Here is a 408-nt window from a genome sequence, read left to right on the forward strand (position 1 = left end):
TCGCCAGCGCTGGCCGCCATCCTGCTCAAGCCGCACCACGGCGCGGCCAAGCCCGATCGTCTCACGCGCATCATCGACGGCGTGTTCGGCGGCTTCTTCCGCCGCTTCAACCGCTTCTTCGATCGCGCCTCGAATTCCTACGTCGGGGGCGTGCGCCGCGCGGTGCGCGGCAGCGCCATCGTGCTGCTGCTCTACGTCGGCTTCCTGGGCCTGACCTGGCTGGGCTTCCACAAGGTGCCTGCGGGCTTCGTGCCGGCCCAGGACAAGTACTATCTCGTGGGCATCGCCCAGCTTCCGACCGGCGCCTCGCTGGATCGCACCGAGGCGGTCGTCAAGGAGATGACCAAGATCGCACTGGCTGAGCCGGGCGTCGAGAGCGTGGTGGCCTTCCCGGGCCTGTCGGTCAAT

At 68.4% G+C, this 408-nt stretch carries 1 protein-coding gene; it reads left to right on the top strand.

Going from position 1 to position 408, the window contains the following annotated elements; genetic code table 11:
* A partial coding sequence (locus tag RVY79_RS17675; protein WP_317465804.1) for an efflux RND transporter permease subunit occupies positions 1-408 on the top strand: 408 nt, incomplete at both ends.

The organism is Chromohalobacter sp. HP20-39, assembly GCF_033052815.1.
Classification (GTDB): domain Bacteria; phylum Pseudomonadota; class Gammaproteobacteria; order Pseudomonadales; family Halomonadaceae; genus Chromohalobacter.